Raw genomic sequence first — 3333 nt, forward strand, 5'->3', positions numbered from 1 at the left:
AAGCGTAAGCTCTGAAATCGTCATGTGTCGAAGCCCTCAGGGGCTTCAAACATCGGCGCTCAGACCGCGCCCGCAAAGGTGCCAACGGGACAGCGCTTACTTAACGATGTGTCCCGAAATGGGAGCATTTCCTAATGAGGCCCTCGACTCTCACGCGGATTCGGCCCATCAACCGGCGGAACAACACAGCCGCAGAACGCGGCGCATGCTAGGAGCCGTACACGTATGCCCGACCAGAAGACCAAGACCGGCGAAAACGTCGACAAAGTCCTCTCGGCCGTGACCCTGCTATCAGCGCATCCCCAAGTCGCACTTCACAAAATCACGGCCTGTCCTAATGGCTACGTCGCTTTCAGCCTCGTTCCGGCTGATGTCGATGCAGCAGGCAAGATCCATCCGTCTGACCCGTCCATCGTGACCGTTATGGATTCCGATCCCGCGAGGGCAATGTCGCGCGCGATCGAGAAGACCCTTCAGCAGATCGAACACACGAATGCACCCCTGGGTGGCATCCTCGAGCTTGCCTATCGCTAGCCAAACAACCGAAGTCTAAGCGACCATTCAGCGGCCGTCCTTCCTGGGGCGGCCGTTTTCGTTTTTGGGCTCCTTCTTCGGTGCCCAGCACTCGGGATCCTCCCTCATATTAAAAGCTGGTCCGAGTCATTCCTCCTCCATGCTATAATTCTCCAAATAGCGGAATTTTTATCAGGTATTTTTCTGTCCAATCCCGAAGGATATTTATTATGCTCGTCGCTCAGCCGCGGGAAAATAACGTCGTTTCCTTTGGCGGCGAAGCCGAGGATTATGGCGTTGAAGACATCGCCATTGTTCTGGAGATGCTGTCGACCACGCTCTATCCGGATAAGCCCAAGGCCGTCTCCCGCGAGATCCTCTGTAATGCCCTCGATGCGCATGTCGACGCCGGCCGCGGGCATATCCCGGTCGATGTCATCATCACCGATCAGCAGATTGAATTTCGCGACTACGGGCTGGGCATCGCACGCCAATCGATCGGGCCCGTGTTCTGCACCTTCGCCGGTTCGACAAAGAAGGCAAAAGAGAACCAGATCGGCGGCCACGGTGTCGGAGCAAAGTCACCTTTCAGCGTGACCGATCATTTCACCGTGATCACGCGCCATGAGGGAACGCTATCGACGTTCTCAATGTACACGACCGACAAAGTGCCTCAGCATCGATATGTGGGCGGCAGGCCGTGCAATGACGAAGGGCTCAGCGTCATTATTCCGCTGAAAAACCCCGAGCTCGGCAAGACGATGCGGTATCACATCCTTCGCGTCGCTGAAGACGCCGCGATGAAGGTTCGCAGGTAAGCGGTATCCCGATCGCACCTTCTTCGTGGAGGCCTGAGCGGGCAGTGTGACGGTCCTGATTTGGAGGATCGTTTTGTGTCCAGGCTTGACCATAGACTTGAGCCGGAGGGCGAGGTCCGGCGCTTCGAGGTGATCAACGGCGCGATAGGCCGGCGTCGCTGGAGCGGCGATGAGCGGGCGCGGATCCTGGAGGAGACGCTGGTGCCAGGCGCGGTGGTGTCGGCGGTTGCCCGCCGCCATGGCCTGACGCCACAGCAATTGGACACTTCGAACTACCGGCATTTCGTAGACCGTAGGGCCGCGATTTGAGTTCTGCACGGCCTGACATGTGGCTGCGGCTTCGGCATCGGTCGTCTGGGATGGTGCGGGGCACCGATTTTCGGCGTAGCGGCAGCGATGTCGGCCGCTTTCGCCGTCATGCGGGCGCAGTTCGCCCCTGTTGCCAGACGAAGCGGGTGAGGTTGTAGGCGAGGTTGGCCATGCCGATCTTCGTTCTCGCCCGCGCCATTCCGATTGTGCGCACGAACAGTCCCATGCGGGACTTCTGCTGCGCGAAGACGTGCTCAACGAAGGCGCGGATCTTGGAGCGGCGACCATTGGCGCGCGACGTCGCCTCGCTCATCGGCCGACCCTTCGGCTTCTTGTGGTGGATGTCGGAGACGTAGCCGTTCTTCTCCAGCCACGCCTCATTCTTCTTCGATCGATATGCAGTGTCAGCCCACACCGTCGAACCGGTGTTGCCGCGGTCGAGCACATTGCGAAGCTGCGCCCCGTCATAGGCTGACGCGCTCGTGACATTCCAACCGCGGATGAAGCCGTGCCGGCGATCGATAGAGGCGTGGTTCTTGTAGCCGAAGGCGGGAATGGCGATGTCGCGCTGCTGGACCTTTCCGTCCTCAGCCACTTTGGCCTTTGAGAACTTCACGGTCCAGCGCGCATCGCGATCCTTCTGGCGCAGCTTGGCAGGCTTCCCCTTCCATGCGTCCGGGACCTTGCCCGCCTTGATGTCCGCCTTCTCTGCGTCGGTGTTGCGTTGCTTTGGCGCCGCAACGATCGTCGCGTCCACGATCTGGCCGCCCATCGCGAGATAGCCGGCCTTGGTGAGGTGCTTGTCGAAACGGGCGAACAGGTTCTCGATCGCCTTCGCCTGCGTGAGGTGCTCGCGGAACAGCCAGATCGTCTTGGCGTCCGGCACGCGGTCCCCGAGCCCCAGCCCGAGGAAGCGCATGAACGACAGTCGATCTGGATCTGGAACTCGGCCTGGTCGTCCGACAGGCCGTAGAGCGCCTGCAGGACCATGATCCTGAACATCATCACCGGGTCGTAGGGCGGGCGACCACCCTTGGCGCCGTCGGACCGCTTCAGTGCCTTGGCCAGTGGCTTGCGGAAAACCTCCCACGGCACCAGCGCGTTCAGCTTCTCCAGCGGATCGCCGGCCTCGCTCAGCCGCACATAACGCTCGTCAATGTCCCAGAACCCAACCTGTCCCCGCATCTGCAGCCTCCCGCAAATCACCGGAAGATTGAATCATGAAACGGGCGAGATGGGGAGGTTCTTCGAGGTCTCCAATTGTTCACCTGGCGGCGCGAGGCGCGCAAAGCGGCGGAGGTGCTGCCTGCCTTCGTGCCGGCTGTGATTGCGCAGCCTGTGGCCGTAGTGTCGGAGGTGGGCGCATCATCACGATCCTCGCGACCCAGGCGACGCGCGCAGAGACGCCGCGCGGCTGCGATCGAAATCGACGTCGCTGGCGTCAAGGTGACGATCGAAAATGGCGCCACGCGTGCCACGATCGAGGCAGTGATCGGTGCGCTGAAGGGCGGCTCGTGATCGGCCCGACCGGCGCCGTCCGCGTCATGATCGCAACGAAGCCGGTCGACTTCCGCAAGGGCGCGGAGGGCTTGGCCGTAAGCGGTGTTCTCAGGCCACGGCCTTGAGCGGCTGAGGCGCATAGGCCCATGGCAGCAGATCGTCGATCTGGCTCTGCGGATGGCCGTCGACGATG

At 61.3% G+C, this 3333-nt stretch carries 4 protein-coding genes and 1 pseudogene; 4 read left to right on the plus strand and 1 reads right to left on the minus strand.

Features of this window, described 5'->3' with window-relative positions:
- Positions 1-225: 225 nt before the first annotated feature.
- From ACFPOB_RS30215 to ACFPOB_RS30225, 3 genes are all read left to right on the plus strand, one after another.
- The gene (locus ACFPOB_RS30215) at positions 226-534 is read left to right on the plus strand and encodes a hypothetical protein (protein WP_377801859.1); all 309 of its coding nucleotides are present in this window, start codon (positions 226-228) and stop codon (positions 532-534) included.
- A 209-nt stretch (positions 535-743) separates the two neighbouring features.
- The gene (locus ACFPOB_RS30220) at positions 744-1331 is read left to right on the plus strand and encodes an ATP-binding protein (protein ID WP_377801860.1); all 588 of its coding nucleotides are present in this window, start codon (positions 744-746) and stop codon (positions 1329-1331) included.
- A 75-nt stretch (positions 1332-1406) separates the two neighbouring features.
- A complete protein-coding gene (locus ACFPOB_RS30225) occupies positions 1407-1640 on the plus strand; it encodes a transposase (protein ID WP_377801861.1) in 234 nt (77 codons plus the stop codon).
- A 106-nt stretch (positions 1641-1746) separates the two neighbouring features.
- Here the strand turns inward: ACFPOB_RS30225 and ACFPOB_RS30230 are convergent.
- A pseudogene (locus ACFPOB_RS30230) lies at positions 1747-2825 on the minus strand (IS5 family transposase).
- A gap of 75 nt (positions 2826-2900) precedes the next feature.
- Here ACFPOB_RS30230 and ACFPOB_RS30235 point away from each other — a divergent pair.
- Positions 2901-3158 carry a hypothetical protein gene (locus tag ACFPOB_RS30235; protein ID WP_377801862.1) on the plus strand — a complete coding sequence of 86 codons (258 nt, stop codon included), beginning with the start codon at positions 2901-2903 and terminating at the stop codon, positions 3156-3158.
- Positions 3159-3333 lie beyond the last annotated feature (175 nt).

The organism is Allobosea eneae, from assembly GCF_042657265.1.
Classification (GTDB): Bacteria; Pseudomonadota; Alphaproteobacteria; order Rhizobiales; family Beijerinckiaceae; genus Allobosea; species Allobosea eneae.

Excerpts from the sequence above, each read along its gene's own strand:
- ACFPOB_RS30215 (WP_377801859.1), top strand. The coding sequence starts at position 226 with ATGCCCGACCAGAAGACCAAGACCGGCGAAAACGTCGACAAAGTCCTC.
- ACFPOB_RS30220 (WP_377801860.1), top strand. The coding sequence starts at position 744 with ATGCTCGTCGCTCAGCCGCGGGAAAATAACGTCGTTTCCTTTGGCGGC.